Source organism: Streptomyces sp. ML-6 (assembly GCF_030116705.1).
Taxonomy (GTDB): Bacteria; Actinomycetota; Actinomycetes; order Streptomycetales; family Streptomycetaceae; genus Streptomyces.
Genome location: NZ_JAOTIK010000001.1, coordinates 7,549,366 through 7,571,354, shown reverse-complemented (window position 1 = coordinate 7,571,354; position 21,989 = coordinate 7,549,366). Strand labels below are relative to the sequence as shown.

Genomic DNA, 21,989 nt, shown 5'->3' with positions numbered 1-21,989 from the left:
ATGGGCCGCTGTTTCAGGAAAGCTGTTCCTGCGCGTCGAACAATTCGACGAGCTGTTGCTTGATGCCGATGACGGTCGGCGACTGGAAAAGGCGTCGCAGGCCGATGCGTACTCCGGTCACCGACTCGACCTGGTTGACGAGTTGGAGGGCGAGCAGGGAGTGCCCGCCGGCTTCGAAGAACCCCTCGTGGATTCCTACGCGTTCGACGCCGAGCACGGCGGCCATGATCCCGGCGATCTCCGCCTCGATCTCGTCCCGTGGTGCGGTGTATCCGGCCGTGCTGTCGCCGTCGTTGCCGGGGGCCGGCAGTGCCGCGTGGTCGACCTTGCCGTTCCGGTTGAGGGGCAGTTCCGGCAGGATCGCGAACGTGGACGGCATCATGGCGCGCGGCAGGCGTTCGGCTGCCCATTCGCGCAACGCGCCGATGTCCGCCGTGGTGCCGGGGGCGGGCACGCAGTAGGCGACCAGCCGCTTGTCGCCGGGGGTGTCCTCCCGGACCACCACCGCGCAGACCCCGACCGTGTCGTGGGTGAGCAGCGTCGCCTCGATCTCGCCGAGTTCGACCCGGACGCCGCGCAGTTTGACCTGGCGGTCGATCCGTCCCAGCAGGTCCAGTTCACCGTCGGCGGTGAACCGGCCGAGATCGCCCGTGCGGTACATCCGGCCGCCGCGGAACGGGTCGGTGACGAACCGCTCGGCGGTGAGGTCGGGCCGCTGGTGGTAACCGCGCCCGACGCTGTCGCCGCCGAGGTACACCTCGCCCAGCACCCCCGCGGGTACGGGGCGGCGGTCGGGGTCCAGGACGTACACGGTCTGGTTGACCATGGGGCGGCCCGCGAGGACCGGTCCGGTGGGGTCGGTGCGCGAGGCCCGCCAGTACGTCGTGTCGACCGAGACCTCGGTGGCGCCGTACAGGTTGATGAGGTCGCCGGGGAGTTTCTCGGTGAACCGGCTCACCAGCGTCGGCTGGAGCGGCTCGCCGCTGGCGAAGGCGTACCGCAGGTGCGCGCAGTCCTCGGGGCGGGCCCCGGAGACGAACATGTCCAGCAAGCTCGGCACGAAGTGCAGGCCGACCACGCGGTGGGCGCGCATCAGGCGGGACACCTCGGTCATGTCGAGCCGGTCCGAGCCCGGCACCAGTACGACCGTTGCACCCTGCCACAGGGGCCAGAAGATCTCGTACGCCGATACGTCGAAGGACAGGGGTGTGGCCTGGAGGAAGCCCTCGCCCGGGGCGATCGGGAACGCGTGCTGCATGCCGGCCAGGTAGTTGACCACTCCGCGGTGTTCGATGCGGACGCCCTTCGGGCGGCCCGTGGAGCCGCTGGTGTAGATCAGGTAGCACAGGTCGCCGGGGTCCGCGACGGGTTCCGGGGCGTCCGTGGGCAGGGTGTCCGGCAGGTCGGTGGGGCGGTCCACGGTCAGGAGTTCCGGGCCGGCCGGCAGCAGGGCGGCGTGCGCGAGGTCGGTGACGATCAGCGGGGCGCCGGAGTCCGTCACCAGGTACGCCAGCCGTTCCTCCGGGTGTTCCGGGTCGAGCGGGACGTACGCGGCACCGGCCTTCAGGATGCCGAGCAGCGTCCACACCATGGCGGGTGAGCGTTCCAGGCAGACGCCCACGGGTACGTCGGGGCCGATGCCCGGCACGGCGCGCAGTCGGTGGGCCAGCCGGTTGGCCCGCTCATCGAGCTGTCGGTACGTCAGGCTTTCCGTGCCGCAGACGACCGCGACCGCGTCCGGGTCCTGTGCCGCCCGCTGCTCGAACAACTGGTGCAGGGTGGTTGCCGGAACGGGCGAGGCGGTGTCGTTCCACTCGGTGAGGACACGGTGCCGCTCCCCCGCGTCCAGCATCTCCAGCTCGGACAGTGCGCTGTGCGGGCGGATCGTGGCCGCGGCCAGCAGGTTGGTGAAGTGGCCGGCCAGGCGGCGCGCGGTGTCCTCGGTGAAGAGGTCGTCCGCGTAGACCACGGCGCCTTCCAGGGTGCCGTCCGCCGCCTCCGCGAGGTACATCGACAGGTCGAACTTGGCGTCCCGGACCGGGGACTCGACGGGTTCCGCGGTCAGGCCCGGCAGGTTCCAGGCGTCCGCGCCCGGGGTGTTCTGCAGCGCGAACATGGTCTGGAACAGGGGGTTGCGGGACAGGTCGCGGTCGGGGGCGAGTTCCTCCACGAGGCGTTCGAAGGGCAGGTCCTGGTGGTCGTAGGCACCGAGCGCGGTGTCCTTGACCCGGTCCAGCAACTCGGTGAACGCCGGGTCGCCGGACAGGTCGGTGCGCAGGACCAGGGTGTTCACGAAGAAGCCGATCAGCTCCTCCGTCTCGGCCCGGTTGCGGCCGGCGACCGGGCTGCCGACCCCGATGTCCCGCTGCCCGCTGTAGCGGGCCAGCAGCAGTTGGAAGGTGGCCAGCAGGGTCATGAACAGGCTCGCGCCGCTCTCGGCGGACACGGCGCGGGCACGGGCGGCGACCTCGGCGGGCACCGAGAACCGGACCACCTCGCCCCGACCGCCGCGCTCCGTCGGCCGGGCGTGGTCGGTCGGCAGTTCCAGCGGCTCCAGTCCGTCCAACTGATCGCGCCAGTAGCTCAGTTGCCGTTCCAGCGGTGCGCCGGACAGCCAGCCGCGCTGCCACACCGCGTAGTCGGCGTACTGCACGGGCAGCGGATCCGGTCCGGGCGTTCCGGCGTGGCCCGAGAGGGCTTCCGCGTACCGTGCGGACAGCTCGCGCACCAGCACGCCCACCGACCAGCCGTCGAAGGCGATGTGGTGCACGGTGACCGCCAGGACGTGCTCCTCGTCGGCCAGCCGCACCAGCAGCGCGCGCAGCATCGGTCCGGTGCCGAGGTCGACCGGGCGCAGTCCGTCCTCGCGCAGCACCTCCGCCAGGGCGTCCTCGCGGGCGGCCGGGTCACCCGTCCGGCGCAGGTCCCGTACCAGCATCCGCACCGGCCGTGCCGGGTCGATCAGCTGCTCCGGGGAGCCCGTCGGGTCCGTGCCGAACCGGGTGCGCAGGATCTCGTGGCGCGCCACCACCGCGGTGAACGCGGCGTTCAGGGCGTCGGTGTCCAGGGGGCCGTGGATGCGGAAGGCGAAGGGCAGCAGGTATTCGGCCCGGCCCGGCTCCAACTGGTCCAGGAACCAGAGCCGTTGCTGCGCGAAGCTGAGTGGTGGCGGGGTGCCGTGGCGCGGTGCCGCCGGGATGCGGTCGGCCTCGGTGCCGTCCAGCTCCGTCACGGCCGCGGCCAGCAGCGCCGGGGTCGGCGCGCCGAACAGCATGCGCACCGGCACATCGGCACCCAGCCGTCGGCGCAGCCGCGAGACGACCTGGGTGGCCAGCAGGGAATGCCCGCCCAGTGCGAAGAAGTCGTCGTGCACGCCGATCCGGTCGACGCCCAGCACCTCGGACCACACCTCGGTCACCGTGCGTTCGGTGTCCGTGCGCGGCTCGGTGTACGCGGCGTCCAGTCCGGACCGGTCGGAGGCGGGCGCGGGAAGTGCCCGGCGGTCGGTCTTGCCGTTCGGGGTGAGCGGGATGCGTTCCAGCGGCACGAACGCCGTGGGCACCATGTAGTCCGGCAGGTCGCGCTGGAGGTGGGTGCGCAGCGCGCTCGCGTCGAGGGGGCCCACGGGCACCACGTACGCCACCAGTCTCTGCACCCCGGGGACGTCCTCGCGCAGCACGACGGTGGCGCCGGTGATCGTGGGGTGGGTGAGCAGTGCCGTCTCGATCTCGCCCGGTTCGATGCGGTAGCCGCGCAGCTTGACCTGGTTGTCGGAGCGGCCCACGAACTCCAGCCGCCCGTCCGGCAGCCACCGGGCGAGGTCACCGGTGCGGTAGACGCGCCGCGGTGTGCCGTCCACGTCCACGACGGTGAACTTCTCGTCGGTCAGCTCGGGCCGGTTCAGATAGCCACGGGCCAGTCCGGGGCAGCCGATCCACATCTCGCCCGGCACGCCCACCGGCACCGGCCGGCCGTGGCGGTCGACCACGAACACCTTCGCGTTGGCGACCGGCCGGCCGATCGGCACCCGGTCGACGGGGCCGTCGATCCTGGCGGTCGTCGCCTCCTGGGCGGCCTCCGTGGGACCGTAGCCGTTGACCAGGGGCACCGAGCAGTGCCGGAACCACTGCCGGACCTGTTCCCGCTGGAGCGCCTCGCCGCCGAGCCGGACCAGTCGCAGCTGCGGGCCCAGCGCGTCCGGCCCGTCCAGGTCGGCGGCCAGCGCCCCGAACGCCGACGGGGTGAGCCATGCCACCGTGACGCGGTGCTCGCGCAGCGCCGCCGCCAGCCGACCCGGGTCCCAGGTGTCGTCGCGCAGCACCAGAGCGGCTCCGGAGACGAGCGGGGCGAACATCTGGCCGACCGACGAGTCGAACGCGATCGAGGCGAACTGCAGGACCCGGTCCTCGGACGTGAGTCCCAGCTCACGGCGGGTCTCCCGCATCCGCGCGCGCAGCGCGCCGTGGGTGATCTGCACGCCCTTGGGGCGGCCGGTGGAACCGCTGGTGTAGATCACGTAGGCCACGTCGTCCGGGCCGGCCTGCGCCACCGGAGCGGCGGAGGCGGTGTGCGCCCGCTCCGTCCGGTGCCCGTCCAGCAGCAGCGTCGGTGTGCGGTCGGGCAGGCGGCCGGTGTGCGCGGACTGGGTGACGATCAGTGGGGTGCCGCTGTCCTCGACCATGTGGGCGAGCCGGTCCGTGGGGTACGCCGGATCCAGCGGCACGTATGCCGCCCCCGACTTGTGGATGCCGAGCAGGGTGCACACCATGTCCGTACCGCGGTCCAGGCAGACCGCGACCAGAGTGCCCGGTCCGGCGCCGCGCTCGCGCAGCCGGTCGGCGATCCACTCGGCCCGCTCATCGAGTTGACGGTAGGTCAGTCGGTCGGGGCCGCAGGTCACGGCCGGCGCGTCGGGGCGGCGAGCGGCCTGTTCCTCGATCAGCCGGGTCACGGTCACCGTGTCCGGCGCGTCGGTGTCGGCCCCGTTCCACTCGCCGAGGATCGTCCGGCGCTCGGCGGCGGTCAGCATCGGAAGTTCGGACAGCCGGGCGTCCGGGGCGGCGCAGGCGGCGGCCAGCAGCGTCTCGAAGTGCCCGGCGAGCCGCACCATCGTGGCTTCGTCGAACAGGTCGGTGGAGTACACGATGGTGCCGTCCAGGGCGCCGTCGGCGGCCTCGGTGGCGTAGAAGGTGAAGTCGAACTTGGAGTCCTGGGCGGACACGCCGAGCTGCCGCACGGTCAGGCCCGGCAGTTCCCAGCACTGGCTGTCGGGGGTGTTCTGGAGGACGAACATCGCCTGGAACAGTGGATTGCGCGACAGGTCCCGCTGCGGGGCCAGTTCCTCCACGAGGCGTTCGAAGGGCAGGTCCTGGTGGTCGTAGGCACCGAGCGCGGTGTCCTTGACCCGGTCCAACAGCTCGGTGAACACCGGGTCGCCCGACAGGTCGGTGCGCATGACCAGGGTGTTCACGAAGAAGCCGACCATGTTCTCGATCTCGGCCCGGTTGCGGCCGGCGATCGGCGTGCCCACCGCGATGTCCTCCTGGCCGCTGTAGCGCGCCAGCACCGTCTGAAAGACCGCCAGCAGGGTCATGAACAGGCTCGCGCCGGCCTCCTTGGAGAGCCTGCGGGCGCCGTCCGCGGTCTTGGCCGGCACGCGGAAGGTGAGCATGGCACCGTTGCCGCTGCGCCGTGCCGGGCGTCGGCGGTCGGTGGGCAGTTCCAGCGGTTCGGTGCCGGCCAGTCGGGCGCGCCAGTAGTCCAGTTGCTCCGTCAGTACCTCGCCGGTGAACCACTGGCGCTGCCAGGACGCGAAGTCGGCGTACTGGAGGGGAGGTTCGGACAGTCCGGCGGCCGTTTCCGCGACCCGCGCACCGTACAGCGCGGTCAGTTCCCGGGACAGCACCCCCACCGACCATCCGTCGAAAGCAATGTGATGCACCGTCAGAGAGAGCAGGTGCTCCTCGTCGGCCAGCCGGATCAGCAACGCACGCACCATCGGTCCGGTGCCGAGGTCCATCGGCCGGAAGCCCTCGGTGTCCACGAGGGCGGCGGCCGCCTCCTCGCGGGCGTCCCGCCCGGCGACGGACCGCAGGTCATGAACGGCGAGCGGCAGCGGTCGGGGCGGGTCGACGACCTGGCCGGGGTTCCCGTCCACATCGACGACGAAGCGGGTGCGCAGCACCTCGTGCCGGCCCACCAGGTCCGACAGCGACGCGCGCAGTGCCGGGACGTCCAGCGGGCCGCTGATGCGCAGTCCCATGGGGATCAGGTATTCGGCCCGGCCGGGCTCCAACTGGTCCAGGAACCACAGTCGGTGCTGCGCGAACGACAGCGGCAGCGGGTGTCCGTGCCGGGGCGCACGGGGTATGGCCGGGGCGTCGTCCGGGGCCCCGGCCGCCACCAGGGCGTCCACGACGTCCGTCGCGTCCCCGGCATCGAAGTCGGCCGACTCGAAAAGCCGGCGGGCCCGCAACAGGGCTTCCTCCGCGAGGAACGAGGCCACCGCCCGCACCGTCAACGGCTCCGGCAGTGTTTCCGCACTGAATTCCGAACCGAATTCCTCCCCGATCCGGCGCGCCATTTCCGCCGCCTGCGGAAGGGTGCCGCCGAGCCGGAAGAATTCGTCCTCCGCCCCGGTCACCTCGGCACCGAGCACCGCATTCCACACTGCCGCGATGCGGGCTTCCGCGGGAGAGAAACCGCCCTGCTCGACCCGCTGGCCGGAGGCCGCGGCCATCATCGGGTTCGTCGTCATGTGTCCACCAGTTCCTCGTCATCGACCGTTTGCGAAAACCCTCGGAAACTCAGCCGAATCCGATGCTCGCAGAGCGGTCCGGAGGAGATAACTGGTCACTTCTGCCCGCCGGACGTGGTCACTTCTGCCCGCCGTGCGCGGACACTCACGTCGGTGGGGCGTGGGCACCCACACCGGTCATGCGCAGACACTCACGCCACTCGGGCGTGGGCACTCACACCGTCGTACGTGGGCACCCACACTGGTTGAGCGCGGATGCTTCCGCCGGTCCGGGTGGGAACACAACGCCCGGTCGGCGGAGTTCCACCGACCGGGCAGAGGCAGGGGCGTGGATACGGGACCGGCGGTCGACGGGCGGTCCACCGCCCGGCCGGTGCCGGTACCGTACCCACGCTCACACGGCTTCCTTGGCCACCGCTTCCCCGGGAACCGGAGCCGTACCGGTCACGCTCTCCTTCCCGTCCTCGGTGCCGGCGGGGCCCGGGTCGGGCACCGTCCGCTTGCTCATGCCCGACCACTCCCGGTTCAGGGCCGGCACACCGATGGCGACGAGGTAGATCCCGCCCACGATCCACAGCGCGCCCGAGGTGCCCGCCACCGTCACCAGTCCCGCGCCCAGCAGCCCGCCGAAGGGGATGCCCGCCCAGGTGACGGCCTGGGCCATCGTCTTGACCCGTCCCAGCAGCGGAGTGGGGATCAGTTCGTACGTCACTGCCCCCACGATCGGATTGACGAAGCCCGAGCCCAGACCACCCACGGCCAGCACCGCCAGCACCACCCACAGGGGCGCCCCCGTGGCCATGGCCACGAAGCGCGGGACGCCGCCCAGGGTCAGGCCGATCAGATAGACGGTACGCCGGGGCAGCCGGTCGGCCACCCCTGCGGCCACGAGCGCGGCGATGATCGACGTCGCGGCGAAGACGCTGACCACCAGGCCGATGGCTCCCGCACCGTGGCCCGTCTCCTTCGCCCAGACCGGCAGCAGCACGGACATGAACGCCTGGTCGAGCAGGTTGGTCACGGCGAGCATGCAGACGATGGACCGCAGCAGTTTGGCGTCGCGCAGGAACACGGCGCCCTGACGCAGCCGCGAGAAATAGCCCTCGGCGTCCTCGACCGGCATCTCGTGCGGCTCGGGCACCGGATCACTGAGGGTGGTGGAGATGATCAGCGCCGACACACCGAACAGGAAGGCCGTGATCCACAGGGCGTAGAGGCTGCCGAAGGAGGCGACGACCACCCCGGCGATGGCCGGGCCGACGGTCGTCGCGGTCCGTTCGACCGCCGTCGACAGACCGGTCCCCCGTTCCAGCGGGACCCGGGCCGCACGGGTGGCCGCGGGCACGAAGAGCCCCTTGGCCCCGTTGGCCGGGCCGTCCGCCGCACCGACCACGGCCAACAACCCCAGCAGCAGGCCGAAGGACAGGTTGCCCGTTAAATAGAGCAACGGGGCGGCGGCCGTGGCGACGGTGGAGGCCAGGTCACCGGCCACGCTGATGCGCTTGGGGCCGACCCGGTCGATGATCGGCCCCGCCAGCGCCTGGGCCACCACGTAGGGGACTATCTGGCAGAAAGCGACCAGGCCCGTCTTGCCGACGCTGCCGGTCGTCGTCAGGACGAACCAGGGCAGGGCGATCGAGAGCACCCGGTTGGCCGACAGGGACGCCGCGTTGGCCGACAGCATGCCGACCAGTCCGCGCAGGACCCGGGGTTCGTCGGCCGAAGCACCCGAGGCGTCCGGAACACCCTGGGCGTCCGGGGTGTCCGGAGCGTCCGGGGTGTCCGGGGTGTCCGGGGTGTCCGGGGCGGCGTCCGGGGCGTCCGGGGCGGCGCCCGGGGAGGGTGTGCGTGTGCCACTGTCCGCCGCCTGCTGGGCGGCCGCGTGCCGAGAAGTCATCTTTCTCACTCCGGGTGGGTGGGGCGGGAGACGTGCCGGTCTGCGCTGGTGGGGAACAACTGGAACTGGAAGGTGACTCGTGCCGCCCCCTCGGGCAGCGGCGAACCTGCCGGTTCGGGCGAGGAGTTGCGTCGGCGGATCAGTCGGTGGATCTCCGCCGACAGCTCTTCGGCCTCGGCCGGGGTGAGCGTGAGCGCGTAGTCGCTGAAGTCCTGGGCGTCGCGCCACTCGGACGGCAGCGAGGGGGTCGCGTCGATCGCGGCCGTCATCGCGTCGGACCAGACCCGGCCGAGCGACTGCAGATAGGCGATCCCGAGACCGCCGCCGTCCGCCAGCACCGAATCGTCCGGCAGGACCGTGTTGACGTGCGCCGCCTGCCACCAGCGCTCACGCCGGCCGCCGCCCTGGGACGGCGCCTCCACGATGAAGCCGTACTCGGCGAGCTGGCGCAGGTGATAACTGGTGGCGCCGGTGTTCTGGTTCAGCCGCCGGGCGAGCGTGGTGGCCGTGGCCGGCCCCTCCGTCCGCAGGACCGTCAGCATCTGCACCCGCAACGGATGCGCGATGCCCCGCAGGTTACGGACGTTCAGTTGCACTTGGGAGGGCTGCTCAGGATGTTCCATGAGCCCCAAGATAAACGACAAAGACTTCTGTGCACAGATTCCTGTGCACAGAAGTCTGTGCAATCGCAGAGGTGGCTGAATTCCGTTGGCGCGCGGACTGATGACAACACCGCTTCACGGCTGTGCTCCGTCGCGGAACCCGGTGGCGAGTCGGGCGCGGGCATCGCCGCACCGCAGGTGAAACAAGGCGGGCAGGTCCTGCCGACATTCGGGCGAACGCCGTCGACGCGCCCGATCTCCCGCAGCCGGGAACGTAGTTGAGCGCTCGGGAAACGTAGGTTCCGGCCATGCAGGTCGGTCGACGAGGGGTGGACAAGCACGTGAAGCTCCTGGCGGGGCACGGTGTGGATCTCGACCGTGACTCCTCCCACCAGGAGCTTCATCGCGTTGTGGAGCCGGCCCGGTCGACGCACACCGTCAACGGGGCGGAATCAGCTCATGGATCCCACGCCACGACATTCAGGCATCGCGGGAAACCCGATTGCGGGCAGAAACCCAGTGTTGTGTCGGCCGCCACCCGACTGACGGCCCGTCCGGTCCGCGCCGGTGTCGACGCGGTGATGACGGCCCTCGGCGGATCAGCGCAGTCCTGCAAAGAGATCGTTCTCGGGCACGGCCGCGCCGGTGGTGTCCTTGACGCGTACGAAGGTCTCCGTGCCCATGAACTCGCCGAATCGCTCCTTGCCCATCTTGAGGAAGAAGATGTTCTCGCCCTGACTGGCATGCGCGGCCAGCGCATCGAACTTCTGACCGCTGAAGGCGGTGGTGTCCACCCACGTGGTGACCTCGTCGTCGGGCAGACCGATCTTGGCCATCGCGGCGGCCTCGGCAGGATCCGGCTCGGAAATGTCCTCACTGAACTCGCGCATGGTCTCCTCGAACCGCTGCATCATCGAGCGGGGCATCGTCGTCCAGTACACCTTCGGTGTCAGCTCGATCATCTCCAGCGCCGCCATCGTGATGCGGTTGGCCTGGATGTGGTCGGGATGACCATAGAAGCCGTTCTCGTCATAAGTGACGACCACATCGGGTCGGTAGTGACGCATGAGTTCCGCGAGTCGGGCGGCGCCTTCCTCCACGGGGGTCCGCCAGAAGGACCCGGGGGCGTCATTGCTCGGCCAGCCGATCATCCCGGAGTCGGCGTAGTCCAGCATCTCCAGATCGCTGATCTTCAGGACCTCACAACTCGCCTCGAGTTCCTGGCGGCGCATCAGGGCGACGGCCGCCGGATCGTGCCCGGGGTCGCCCGGCTTGGCACCCCCCGGTCCGTCACCGCAGCCTCCGTCGGTACACGTCACGAGAACCGTGCGGATGCCTTCCGCCGCGTACCGCGCGAGGACCCCTCCGGTTCCGGTCGCCTCGTCGTCGGGGTGGGCGTGCACGGCCATGAGCGTCAAGGGCCGGTCAGTCATGGAAAAGTCCTCCTGCAGAAATAAGGGGTGGTCCGAGTGCGCGGCGGGCATACCGCGACCCTGGGGCCCGGTTCCTGGCGGGGCGGGGACGACCTTGCGGTCCCCGTGTCTCCCCGCCCGTACGGCGCCGGTCCCTCGATCGGTGCAACCTCGCCGACCGGACCTGCTGTTCCCGGTGCGGCCGAACTGCCGCCCGAGTGGGCATGCCTGGTCAAGGGAATCGGCTGGTGGCCGCCGTGGTCCGGAGAGGTCGTCGCTCGGCACGATCGTTTCGCGTGATCGGTGTTCGTCGGTCAGTGATCGAGGGTCAGTGGTCGGTGATCGGCGGTCAGTGGTGGGTGATCGGCGGGCGGACTGACGGGCTGCGTTCGATGGGCTCCGGACGCATCGCTAATCTCTTGGGAATCAAGGAACTTGACCGTCCTAAAACCTGTGGGGGCCATGGTGATCATCGGTGACGGCGCGCAGGCGGCCGAGGCGGTGCGGGTGGTCGCCAGCCGACTGCGCGGTGGCGGCGCCGGCCTCCGGCGGGATGCCGTGGCCGAGTTGGCCCGGCTCGGCGACGAGCATCCGGAGCTGCGACAGGACGTGGCGGAGGCGGTCTGCGCGTTCGTCCGCGAGCGCCCGGCCCGGGACGAACACCCGACGGACGGCGGCAGCGATCCGGCCGGGCCGGAGGTCCGGCGGGCGGACCTCGCCATGCTCGCCGACCGGCTGCGCCCCGCACCGGACACGGCCGGGCCGGAGACCGCCCGCCCGACCCGGTGTCGGGCGCCGATCCGTCGCAGTGCGGTGTCGCGGGCAACGTCTGCGTCCGGGAAGGCGCCTTCACGGACCGGTGGGCCCTGTACGAGGGCATCGACACCGTCTGCGTGACCGCCCCGTTCGGCATGCTCGCCACCTCCGGCGTTCGGTCGCCGGGTCCCTGACGAGCTGTCCGTTTTCCACACGATCCCGGAGACACTGCCATGCCACGCGTCCTCCTCGTCGAAGACGACCCCTCCGTGCGCGAGGGCATCGAACTTGGACTGCGCCGACGGGGGCACGAGGTCCTCGCCGTCGCGACCGGTGAGGCCGGTCTGGAGGCGATGGGCTCCTTCCGCCCCGACCTCCTGCTGCTCGACCTGATGCTCCCCGCCATGAGCGGCGTCCAGTTGTGCTGCCGGGTGCGCGGGACCAGCCAGTTGCCGATCGTCATGCTGACCGCGCGCGGCGACGACGTCGACATCGTCGTCGGCCTGGACGCGGGTGCGGACGACTACATCGTCAAGCCCGCCCGTGCCGAGGTCATCGAGGCCCGCATACGTGCCGTGCTGCGCCGCGCCGAGGGCCCGGTCGGCGCGGGGCCCGCCGTCGAGCGCCACGGTGAACTCGTCATCGACCGCGCCGGTCACACCGTCCTCAAGTCGGGTGCCCCGGTCTCTCTCGCGCCCTCCGAGCTGAAGCTGTTGCTGCACCTGTCCGCGGCACCGGCACAGGTCTTCAGCCGGCAGCGGCTCCTGGAGGAGATCTGGGAGCACAGCTACCACAGCGACGTCCGTCTGGTGGACGCCTGTGTGCGCCGGCTGCGCGCCAAGATCGAGGATCCGTCCGGCGACCCCCGGTACGTCCAGACCCTGCGGGGCTTCGGCTACCGCTTCGGCCCGCTGTGAGGATGCCCGGAGCGACCGTCGCGTTCGGGCTGCGCACCCGGCTGGTGATCGCGTTTCTGCTGGTGGCGGCCGTCAGTGCCGTCACGACCGCCGCGTTGACCTACCGGGAGGCGCGCAGTGCGGTCCTCGTGCGGGCGCAGGACACGGCCGTCACCTCCTTCCGCGAGGAGGTCGAGCGGTTCGTCCCCCGTCTTCCCCTGGAGCCGGATTCACTGCGGTGGGACCTCTACGACATCGCGGCGCGCGCCAAACCACATCCGTGGATCGTCTTCGCCGAGTACGGCTCGGTGCGCGCCTCCTCGGGTGACCGGCCCGTCTCCGACGTGCTGACCGCGAGGCTGCGCCGCGCCGCGCTCGCTTCGCCGCGCGGTGTCTTCGAGCGGGTCGTCAAGGAGGGGAAGGCGTATCTGACGATCGGGATGCCGGTGATGACCCGGATCGTCGCCGGCGGCGACGCGGTGCCGAGCGGGCTGGTGCTCTTCGCCGTGATGCCCATGACGGACGAGGAGGTGGACATCGACGCCCTGGTGACCGCGGCCCGCGACGGCGCGCTGCCGGGGCTGGCCGTGGCCCTGGTGCCCGCGCTGCTCGCGGCGCGCAGTGTGCTGCGTCCCGTCCGTGAGCTGCGGCGGGCCGCACACTCCATGGGCGGTGGGCGGTTCGACACGCGTATTCCCGTGCACGGCCGGGACGAGATGGCCGACCTGGCCAGGACGTTCAACGAGTCGGCGGCCCGCCTGGAGCACTCCGTGCAGGAGTTGCGGGATGCCGGGGCGCGGGCCCGGCGTTTCGCCTCGGACGTCTCGCACGAGTTGCGCACCCCGCTCGCCGGCATGCTCGCCGTCACGGACGTGGTGGACGAGGACGCCGCGGAGCTCTCCCCGGACACCGCCCGGGCAGTGCGTCTGATCAGCGCCGAGACCGGCAAACTGGCCGTGCTGGTGGAGGATCTGATGGAGATCTCCCGCTTCGACGCCCGTGCGGCGGAGCTCAACACCGACGAGGTGGACGCGGCGGAGGCCGTGCGCCGCACCCTGGCCGACAGGAAGTGGCTCGACCGGGTCCACGCGGAACTGCCCGAGGGCTTCCGCATCCGTCTCGACCTGCGCCGCTTCGACGTCATCGTGGCCAACCTGGTCGGCAACGCCCTGCACCACGGTGCCGAGCCGGTCACCGTGCGGCTGTCGGCGCGCGGGGGTGTGCTGGTCATCGAGGTGCGCGACAGCGGCCCCGGGATCGCGCCGGAGGCGCTGCCGCACGTCTTCGACCGTTTCTACAAGGCGGACGCCGCGCGTTCCCGCTCGTCGGGCAGCGGCCTCGGGCTCGCGATCACCGAGGAGAACGTACAGCTGCACGGCGGCACGATCCGGGCGGGGAACGCGCCCGGCGGTGGTGCGCTGTTCACCGTGGAGCTGCCCTTCGACGGGCCCGTGTCCGGGAGCGGTGCGCCGGACGGCCCGTCGTCCGTGCAGGGTGGCCCGGGGCCCGCGGACCGCTGTGACCGGACGGGGGCCGCCACGTGAAGGGACCGGTGTTGTGTGGGCGTCGAGCGGTGCGGTTCGCCGCGTTGCTGGTCCTCGTCGGGGGCCCGCTCGTGGGTTGCGGCATCCAGGAGACGGCCGTGGTCGAGGCCGGTGGACCGGCCGTCGCCGATCTGCTTCCCCCGCGCGAGGAGCGCGTGCTGTTGTTCTTCCGTTCCCCGGACGGCGAGTTGCTGCCCGTGCCCCGGTTCGTCGAGTCACCGTGGCCGGACGGTGTCGTGGGTTCCGCCGCACCGGACGGCCCGTCGGGCGGACCGGACCCGTCGCGCGGACAGGTCGATCTCGACGCTCCGTCCCCGGGGGCGGGGGTGACGAACGAGGGCCCCTCACCGCTCGCGGCCGTCACCGCCCTGCTTGCCGGGCCGGACAAGGCGGAACGGCGGGCGGGGCTCCGCAACGCACCCTCGCTGTCGCGTGCGGCGTCCGCCGTGGAGCGGGTCGTGACGTCGGGGTCCGCCGTCGAGGTCGCGCTGCGCCTGCGGGTGACTCGGCTGACCGCTTCCGCCCGTGAGCAGATCGTCTGCACGGCCGCGTACGCGGCGCATGCGCGGGGGGCCGTGTCCGTGACCCTGATCGGGCGGGGGGACCGTCTCGCCCCGGCCGAGTGCCCCGTGCGGCCGGTCCCGGTGCCGGCCCGCTGAGCCGTGGCGGGACCGGGGCTTCCCGACGCACCCGTGCAGAAGGAGCGGTTGGCCGGAACATCCGTTCCGGCCAACCGCTCCTTCCGGTTCACCCGGGACCGTGCCCGCCCGCCGGGGTCTCATCCGGTCGTGCGCCGCTCGTGGGCTCCGGTCCCGGGTCGCCTCACTTGCCGAACAAGGCGTTGTGGATCGTGACCATCGACCGGTTGCCGTCCTTGTCGGTGACGACGGCCTTCAGCGAGATCGCCTTGTCCTTCTTCGGGGCGTTCACCGTGACCTTGCCCGCCGTGACCGGGACGGGCAGCCACGTCGTGTCGTCGTACGACACCAGCACTCGCAGGGACTTCAGGCCGGCGCCGGCCGCCGCGCCCTGCACCTGGACGGGGAAGGTCTGCCTGCTGCCTGCCGGGACAGTGGAGTCCAACGCGAGCCGCGGCAGGAAACGGACCATGGAGACCGGGAGCTGGGTGGAGCTCTCGGTGCGGGCCGAGTCGAAGGTCCACGAGGCGTCGATCCGGGTTGCGGTGCGGTTGATCGCGGTGTTGCGGTGGATCGTGGTCGACACCTTGTACGCGGCGGGTTCCGACGGCAGTGTGAAGGCCCCCTGGTCGATGGCGACGTCCTCCTGCGCGTACAGTTCGCCGTTGCGGTGGATGGTGGTGCCGGCGTCCACGTAGTGGACGAACCCGGAGTGGCCCGCCCCGTCGCTGACCAGCGGCAGCGAGCCGTAGATGTGGTCACCGTCGCGCACGAGTCCCTCGTCCGCGTTCATCCGCGGTCCCAGCACACCGGTGTTGACGTTCACGGTGTACGTCTTCCCCGCCTCGAACCGTCGCTCGCCGAGGTCGTACACCGAATCCAGTTTCCGGGAACCGTCCGGGGCCGTCTCGCCCAGGACACCCGCGGCGATGTTCCAGGCGGCCCCGTCGTCCGCGGACAGGTACACCTTGCGTGTCCCCGGTGCCGGCTGCAGGGAATAGGGCGCGATGACGCCGTTGCCGTTGGCCAGGGTGCCGTGCGCCGCGAGGGCACTTTCCAGGCCGGGTACGGACGACCCGATCCCCACCTTCACCAGGGCCAGGTCCTTGGCCGCGTAGGTCTTGTCGTAACCGGTGGCCAGCTCCCGGACCGGTCCGCCGGTGAGGAAGTTGTACTCGGCGGTGCCCCGCGCCCAGTGGGCGGACCACTGCTGGGTGAGGAAGCCGTCGGGCATCCTGGGCCCCTGGTGCGCGGTGCGGACGTTGTCGAAGCCGCTGAGTTCGCGCCACTGGATGACGCCCGTCTCGGGGCTCAGGCTGTACATCATCCCCGCGCGCGTGTAACGGGCGGCCGGGTCCGGCACCTTGACCGTCACCGGCCGGGTGGTCCGGGCGTCGAGGGTGACGGTGGTGGGGCCGGTCACGGTGAACTGCGGATTGTCGATCATGTCGAAGCCCTTCTTCGGGTCCGCAGGATCGACCAGCATGTCGGCCGAGAGGTTGTACGTACCGCGCGGCAGCCGGACCGTGGCGGAGCCCGACGACAGATCCGGGAGGAACCACCGGTCGTCGGCGAAACCGCGGTAGCCCTTCAGGTCTGCCTGCCAGCCGGTGCTGGGCGCGCCGTCCCGTCCCAGGGTCTTGAAGGTGACGTCGTACGACTCGACCTCGCGCTCCACCGATGCCGGGGTGCGCACGCTCCGGCCGTCCCCGGACGCGACGACCGTGACCGCGTACGCGCCGTGGACCGTACCGCCGAGCCGGGTGTCGGCCGTCAGGTCCACGGCGGCGGTGCCGCCCGCCGGAACCGTGATCCGCTGTGCCCCGAGGGTGAAGAACCCGGCCGGGGCGGGCTTTCCGTCCCCGCCGGCGGGCGCCTCCAGGGACAGGTCCAGGGTCACGTCGGAGGTGCCGTTGTTCCGGTACGTCACCTGCTTGGTGACGGGGGTGTCGTCGGTGTGGGGCCACTGCTGGATGCCCAGGTGGACCGAGCCCGGTTCGGAGACGAGCGTCTGGTCGATCGCCCGGTCGAGGGCGAGCCGGCCCGCGCCCTGCTGGAAGACCGGGTGGGAGCCGTCCTTGGCCGAGCCCGTCAGGGCGGCCTTGATCTGGGCGCCCGTCCAGGTGGGATTCTTCTGCTTGAGGATCGCCGCGGCGCCCGCGACGTGCGGGGTCGCCATCGACGTGCCGCTCATGCCGACGTACCCGGCAGGGTTCTGGTCCGGGGTGCCGGTCGCCGCGGCCGCCGTGATGTCCACGCCCGGGGCGGTGATGTCGGGTTTGACGGCGCCGTCCCCGATGCGGGGTCCGGCGCTGGAGAAGTCGGCCATCCGGTCGTTGTCGTCGACGGCGCCGACGGTCAGGGCCGCGTCGGCGCTGCCCGGTGATCCGAGCGTGCCCCCGTCCGGCCCGCTGTTGCCCGCGGCGACCGCGAACAGCACGCCCTTCTCCGCCGAAATCTTGTTGATCTGGGCTTCCAGCGGGTCGATCCCGACGGTGTCGGGGCTGCCCAGGCTCATGTTGATGATGTCGGCACCCTGGGCGACGGCCCAGTCGACGCCGGCGAGGATGCTGGAGTCGTCGCCGCTGCCCTGGTCGTTCAGCACCTTGGCGTTGATCAGCTGGGCCCCGGGCGCCACGCCCTTGAACCGGGAGTCCTTCGCCCCCGTACCGGCCGCGGTGGAGGCCACGTGCGTGCCGTGCCCGACCCGGTCCCCGGCGTCCGGGGAGTTGCTGAAGTTGCGCTCCGCCACCACCCGGCCCGCCAGGTCCGGGTGGGTGTCGTCGATCCCGGTGTCCACGACGGCGATCTTCACACCGGTGCCGTCGTACGAGCGGGACCAGGCCGCCGGGGCGCCGATCTGGCCGGTGCTGTGGTCGAGCGAGGCCTTGCGCACGCCGTCCAGCCAGATCCGTGCGATGCCGGAGGTCATGGCCGTCGAACCGTCACCCTTCCGACGGGTCAGGGCGTCCCACAGCGCGCCCTCGCTGTCGGTGGCGCCCGTGACGGCATCGGCGTCGAGGGCCGGCAGGGTCCGGCGTACGGTGGTGCCGTCGGAGGATCGCACCTCGGCGCGGGCGGACCCTGCCGCCGATCCCCGGTAGCCGACGATCACCTTGAGCCCGGCCCGGTTGGCCTTGCGGCTCTCCGGCGCGGCGAGTCCGGTGATGTCGAACAACCGCTGGTCCAGTGTGCCGTCGGCGATCAGCTGCCGGGCGTCACGCGGCACCACGTAGGTACGGCCGTTGTGGGTCTCGGTGAAGAAGGGTATGCCCTCCCGGCCCTTGGCCCGCTGGATGCCGCCGACCCGGCCACGGGCGTCCACGAGGACCCGGTCGCCGGTGATCAGCGTGACGGTGTGGACGGCCTGGCCGGATTCCTTCAAATCCTTTGTGGTTAACGGGAGTTCATTGTTCGGTCCACTGTTCTTCGCCGATGCCGGTCCGGTCATGCCCGCGGTCAGGACGACGGCGGCCGCAGCGACGACGGCGTACGCCTGTTTCGATCGTTTACGCAAGATTGCCCCTGCTCAGGAGTGGATCGGGCGGGCGGGGGCCCGGCCCGTACGGGGCTCGGTCGAATGCGTTCACGGCCCCGGGCTCCGACTGTTCCAGGGGCGTTCGAAGGCACTCAATGATCGTTGTGTAACAGCCGTCCGGCCCGATCGGGCCGGACGACCGGGCGGGACGGAGCGGGGGGTCGTTGTGTGTCCCGTAGCAGGTCCGGGGGTGTTCGGAGCAGTGGTGCCGGTCCCCATCTCCCCCGGCATCACGCCGGGTGGCGGTCAGGACGAAGCGGGATCGCGATCGGTCGTCACGTGCTGACGGCGGTAGTGCCGCGCCGCTCGGGCCCGGTTTCCGCACGAGGGCTTGCACCACTCCTGCCGGCCGTGGCTCTTGACGAAGTAGCGCACGCAACGGGGGGCGGTGCAGGCGCGCAACTGCTCGCGCTGCGGGCCGCTCAGGAAGTCGATGGCCGCGCGCGCCAGGGCCGCCAGGAGGCGTGTCTCCGGATCGTCCAGCGCCGACGGCAGACGGACCCTCGGTGCGTCCCCCCGCGGCCAGTCCAGCTGCGGGACGACCGGTTCACGGGCGGCGACCGAGTTGAGGTGGGCCAGCGCCTGATCGTCCGACATCAGCCGCCGGGCGTCCGCCGGGCTGGGAGGAGCGGGGCTGACCGCCCGGGCGAACAGTGTCCGGACCGCCCGCCGCAGCTCGGTGATCTCGGCCCTGAGGCCCCCGTCCGCGGTGATCCCCCCGGCCGGAGGACAGTCGGTCAGCAGGTCGGCCCGGTCCCGGATCCAGCGGGTCGCGCCGTGTGCCGTGGCGAGGTCGTCGGCGACACCGCCCTCCCCGTCGTGGCGGATCGTGCTCGCCAGTTCCAGCGCCGGCCAGCGTTCCATCGGTGTCTCCCTTCCTGCCCCTGCCGGGTCGTCGACCACTTGATCACACTCCCGCGCGCACTCTAGAGTTCCTAACGGTAAAAAAATAATTTCCGTTAGACAGTGGGGCGGGGCGACGTGCCTTGCCGCGCGGTGAACCGGTGGCCACGGCCGCCACGGGAGGGGACGGACCATGGCGGTGCTGCTGGCCCAGATCAGCGACCTGCACCTGGACGGCAGTGAGCGGGCCACCGAACGCGCGGTCCGCGTCATGGACCACTTGCGCGCCCTGCCCCGCCCGGTCGACGCGGTGCTGGTCACGGGGGACATCGCCGATCACGGCGAGGAGGCCGAATACGAGGAGGCGGCCCGCATCCTGACGGCCCCTTTCCCCGTGCTCACCTGCCCCGGCAACCACGACGCACGTCCGGCCTACCGCAAGGGCCTGCTCGACGAGGCACCCGGCCACGGGCCCGTCAACCGGATCCACCACATCGCCGGGACCGCCGTCCTGATGTGCGACTCCACCGTCCCCGGCCGCGACGAGGGGCGTCTCGACCCCGAAACGCTCGACTGGATCGACAGCCGGCTCGCCGCACTTCCGCGGGACACCCCGGCGCTGATCGCCTTCCACCAGCCACCGGTCGAGCTCCATCACCCGCTGCCCGACTCCAGCCTGCTCGAACAGCCCGGGAACCTGGCCGCGTTGCTGGACGCGCATCCGCAGGTCGTCGCCGTCCTGACCGGACACGCCCACACCGCGGCCGCCTCGACCTTCGCCGGCCGCCCCCTGATCGTCGGCCCGGCCGTCACCTGGACCCTGCGCATGCCCTGGGAGGGCGACCGCCCCGCGGACCGCGACCAGCCGCCCGGTCTCGCCTTCCACGTCCTGGATGACGACCGGCGCCTGACCACCCATTACCGCGTCGTGCTCTGACCCCGTCCGCCCACCACGGAGGCATCATGGTCCACCCCTGTGCCGTCCTCGGGTTCCTGGCAGCGGTCCTTCCCCTGGTCGCCACCCCCGGAGCCAGCCTGGCCCTTCTGGTCCAGCACGTCACCGACCACGGCCGCCGCCGGGCCCTTCCCGTCATCCTCGGCACGACCACCGGCCTGTACGTCCACGCCGCCCTCGCCGTGGCCGGGCTGTCGGCCCTGGTCATGCACTCCGGCCGGGCCTTCACGACCGTCAAGGTCGTCGGCGCGCTCTATCTCATCGGCCTGGGCCTGTGGACCTGGCGATCCGCCTCGGCCCCGGCCCGCGCTCCCGCCCGCCGGCAGCCGCCGGTACGGGCGGACTCCGTCTACGTCCAGGCCCTGCTCGCCAACGTCCTCAACCCGAAGGCCGCCTCCATCTACCTGACCCTCGTCCCCCCGTTCATCGACGCCGACGCCTCCTTCGGCGGCCAGGTCCTCGCCCTGGCCACCGCCCACGCGCTGCTGATGACGCTCTGGCTCCTCGCCTGGACCGGCCTCGTCCGGCGCGCCTCGCACATCCTGCGAGGACCCCGCTTCAAGCGCACGGCCGCCAGGGCCACGGCCATGATGTTCCTCGCCCTCGGGGTCCGGACCGCCGCGACATAGGCCGGCGGCCGGCTCCCCCACACCGGCGGACCCGGCCGGTCCGGGAGAAGACCTCAGTCCCCGGTCGCCCCGTCGGTCCGCTCCCGGAGGAGGTCGGCATGGCCGTTGTGTCTGGCGTACTCCTGGATCATCAGCAGGTAGACCCAACGCAGGCTGAGGGCGACCCCTCGGGAGGACATGAAGGTCTCATCGAGGTCATGCCCGGCCGCTGCCGCGTCACAGGCGCGGACCTCGTTGCGGAACAGTGCGAAGTCCCTCTCCGCATCGGCCGCGCGCACCCCGGCGAACCCCTCGTCGCCGTCCGCCGGGCCGGTGAAGACATCGCCGATGTCCTCGCCCGCGAAGGAGCGCCGGAACCACCACCGCTCCACCTCCGCCATGTGCCGGACCAGACCCAGGAGGGTGAGGTTCGACGGCTCCACGGTCGTCCGCACCAACTGGGCCGGCTCCAGCCCGGCGCATTTGGCCAGCAGCGTCTCCCGGTGCCGGCGCAGCCAGCCCTCCAGCATCCGACGCTCGGTCACGGTCCCCAGATCGCCCAGCTGTTCGGTGTACTCGGCCGGTGGCGCTGTCCATGTCATGAGCCCACCCTGCCCTGTCGTCCGGGAGGGCTCAAGCGTGCGTCTCGACGCCCTCGCGCGGCTCGCGGGGCCGATCTGCCCCGACGCGGCCGGGCGGGGTCCGGGCAGTCGGCCGGGGGTGAAATCGCCGGTGGTCTCCGGGCCTGTCAACGGGCCTGCGGCTCCGGCTGCCGGGCTCTCGCGGTCACGGTGTCCGCGAAGCGGTGGGCGACGGTGCGCCAGGTCTCGGCGGCTTCCGGCTCGTCCCGCAGCGCCAGGGCGTGCAGGGTCTCCGGGGGCGGAGCACCGTTCCGGTCCAGTCGCTCGCGGTTCCAGCCGCGGATCCGCTCGGCCGTGGTCTCCGGATGGAACTGCACGCCCCATGCCGCGGAACCGATGCGGAATGCCTGGTAGGGGCAGCGCTCGCTGCGGACCAGCCAGTGGGCGTCGGCGGGGAGCGCGGTGACGGCGTCGACGTGGTTCTCGATGGCCGGAGGATGTGCGGGCAGCCCGTGGAACAGCGGGTCCCCGGCCGCCTCGGGGCGCAGGCTGAGCCGGGTGCTGCCGAACTCGGGCGGTCCGTGCTGCCCGCGTACTTCGCCACCGGCGACGTGGGCGAGCAGCTGGCCCCCGAGGCAGATGCCGAACATCGGTGTCCCCTCGTCGATCGCCTGACGCACGAGGGCCCTGGTCGCGGGCAGCCAGGGTGCGCGGGCGTCGTCGTCGGGAAGGCGGGCGCCGCCGAGAACGATGAGCCCGGGGTGCTCCAGCCGGTCCGGAAGCGGGGTGCCCTCGTACGCCCGGACCACGTGCATCGTCACACCCCGCTCCTCCAGCCAGGCCGCCCAACGGCCCGGTCCCCCGCCGGGCTCGTGCTGGACCACCAGTGCCGTGGCCGTCACGTCGTCGGTGTTCATCCCTTTGCCCCTTGTCGTCGTCCGTGCTTCCTGCCGGGCGGTTCC

14 protein-coding genes are annotated in these 21,989 nt (G+C 71.7%); 6 read left to right on the top strand and 8 right to left on the bottom strand.

The genetic code is table 11. From position 1 onward, the window contains the following. Nucleotides 1-13: 13 nt before the first annotated feature. The 4 genes from OCT49_RS33155 to OCT49_RS33140 all read right to left on the bottom strand — a co-directional run bounded on the left by OCT49_RS33155 (nt 14) and on the right by OCT49_RS33140 (nt 10,689). Entirely contained in the window at nt 14-6,757 is a 6,744-nt protein-coding gene (locus tag OCT49_RS33155) for a non-ribosomal peptide synthetase (protein ID WP_283855486.1), read from the bottom strand. A gap of 394 nt (nt 6,758-7,151) precedes the next feature. Further along, the gene (locus OCT49_RS33150; RefSeq protein WP_283855485.1) at nt 7,152-8,654 is read right to left on the bottom strand and encodes an MFS transporter; all 1,503 of its coding nucleotides are present in this window, start codon (nt 8,652-8,654) and stop codon (nt 7,152-7,154) included. 5 nt (nt 8,655-8,659) lie between these two features. Further along, nucleotides 8,660-9,277: a winged helix-turn-helix domain-containing protein gene (locus OCT49_RS33145; protein ID WP_283855484.1), complete on the bottom strand. Its 618-nt coding sequence runs from the start codon at nt 9,275-9,277 to the stop codon at nt 8,660-8,662. A 578-nt stretch (nt 9,278-9,855) separates the two neighbouring features. Further along, the gene (locus OCT49_RS33140; protein ID WP_283856019.1) at nt 9,856-10,689 is read right to left on the bottom strand and encodes a PIG-L family deacetylase; all 834 of its coding nucleotides are present in this window, start codon (nt 10,687-10,689) and stop codon (nt 9,856-9,858) included. A gap of 441 nt (nt 10,690-11,130) precedes the next feature. On the opposite strand from OCT49_RS33140, the gene OCT49_RS33135 reads away from it, so the two are divergent. The 4 genes from OCT49_RS33135 to OCT49_RS33120 all read left to right on the top strand — a co-directional run bounded on the left by OCT49_RS33135 (nt 11,131) and on the right by OCT49_RS33120 (nt 14,523). Beyond that, nucleotides 11,131-11,565: a hypothetical protein gene (locus OCT49_RS33135; protein WP_283855483.1), complete on the top strand. Its 435-nt coding sequence runs from the start codon at nt 11,131-11,133 to the stop codon at nt 11,563-11,565. Nucleotides 11,566-11,657: 92 nt separating this feature from the next. Then, nucleotides 11,658-12,341, top strand: a complete 684-nt coding sequence (locus OCT49_RS33130) for a response regulator (RefSeq protein WP_283855482.1) — start codon at nt 11,658-11,660, stop codon at nt 12,339-12,341. Nucleotides 12,342-12,343: 2 nt separating this feature from the next. Continuing rightward, nucleotides 12,344-13,864 carry an ATP-binding protein gene (locus tag OCT49_RS33125; RefSeq protein ID WP_283855481.1) on the top strand — a complete coding sequence of 507 codons (1,521 nt, stop codon included), beginning with the start codon at nt 12,344-12,346 and terminating at the stop codon, nt 13,862-13,864. An 11-nt stretch (nt 13,865-13,875) separates the two neighbouring features. Next, nucleotides 13,876-14,523: a hypothetical protein gene (locus OCT49_RS33120; RefSeq protein WP_502963441.1), complete on the top strand. Its 648-nt coding sequence runs from the start codon at nt 13,876-13,878 to the stop codon at nt 14,521-14,523. 163 nt (nt 14,524-14,686) lie between these two features. Here the strand turns inward: OCT49_RS33120 and OCT49_RS33115 are convergent, their stop codons facing one another. After that, the gene (locus OCT49_RS33115) at nt 14,687-18,019 is read right to left on the bottom strand and encodes a S8 family peptidase (RefSeq protein ID WP_283855479.1); all 3,333 of its coding nucleotides are present in this window, start codon (nt 18,017-18,019) and stop codon (nt 14,687-14,689) included. A gap of 267 nt (nt 18,020-18,286) precedes the next feature. Next, nucleotides 18,287-18,904, bottom strand: coding sequence for an ABATE domain-containing protein (locus OCT49_RS33110; RefSeq protein WP_283855478.1), 618 nt, complete (start codon nt 18,902-18,904; stop codon nt 18,287-18,289). Between the two features lie 172 nt (nt 18,905-19,076). On the opposite strand from OCT49_RS33110, the gene OCT49_RS33105 reads away from it, so the two are divergent. Both OCT49_RS33105 and OCT49_RS33100 read left to right on the top strand, forming a co-directional pair. After that, complete coding sequence (locus OCT49_RS33105; protein WP_283855477.1) at nt 19,077-19,820, top strand: metallophosphoesterase; 744 nt, start codon at nt 19,077-19,079, stop codon at nt 19,818-19,820. Nucleotides 19,821-19,846: 26 nt separating this feature from the next. Further along, entirely contained in the window at nt 19,847-20,467 is a 621-nt protein-coding gene (locus OCT49_RS33100) for a LysE family translocator (protein ID WP_283855476.1), read from the top strand. Nucleotides 20,468-20,520: 53 nt separating this feature from the next. Here OCT49_RS33100 and OCT49_RS33095 read toward each other — a convergent pair whose 3' ends face one another. Beyond that, a complete protein-coding gene (locus tag OCT49_RS33095; RefSeq protein WP_283855475.1) occupies nt 20,521-21,048 on the bottom strand; it encodes a DinB family protein in 528 nt (175 codons plus the stop codon). A gap of 146 nt (nt 21,049-21,194) precedes the next feature. Beyond that, the gene (locus tag OCT49_RS33090) at nt 21,195-21,944 is read right to left on the bottom strand and encodes a type 1 glutamine amidotransferase (RefSeq protein ID WP_283855474.1); all 750 of its coding nucleotides are present in this window, start codon (nt 21,942-21,944) and stop codon (nt 21,195-21,197) included. Nucleotides 21,945-21,989: the final 45 nt, after the last annotated feature.